Below are 413 nucleotides of genomic sequence, written 5' to 3' on the forward strand. Positions count from 1 at the left end.
CAACTGAGCCATATCAGCACGCTTAATTTGATGCCTGGCAGTTGATGAACTTGCGTTCACCCTACGGGCCGCTGCTTCGCAGCGTTCAGACTCACCTTTCGGTTCGTCAGTCCTACTCTCTGAGAGTAGTGAACTGCCTCGTATTACTGACCATTACTGCTAATTTGATGCCTGGCAGTTCCCTACTCTCGCATGGGGAGACCCCACACTACCATCGGCGCTACGGCGTTTCACTTCTGAGTTCGGCATGGGCTCAGGTCGGACCACCCCGCTACGGCCGCCAGGCCAATCCTGTTTATTTACCGTCATGTTCTCGCATAACCATCAATCTAATCCTGAACTAATCTGAAAATTTACTCTTTTTCTCTAATTTTCCTCAAAACACCTTCGGCGTTCTAAGGTTAATCCTCTCG

1 rRNA gene is annotated in these 413 nt (G+C 49.9%); it reads right to left on the reverse strand.

The window, feature by feature from the left end:
* Positions 1-169: 169 nt before the first annotated feature.
* Positions 170-285: ribosomal RNA gene (gene rrf, locus HX778_RS24990) — 5S ribosomal RNA — on the reverse strand.
* Positions 286-413: the final 128 nt, after the last annotated feature.

The sequence above is a fragment of the Cedecea sp. P7760 genome (assembly GCF_013386425.1).
Lineage (GTDB): Bacteria > Pseudomonadota > Gammaproteobacteria > Enterobacterales > Enterobacteriaceae > Cedecea > Cedecea selenatireducens.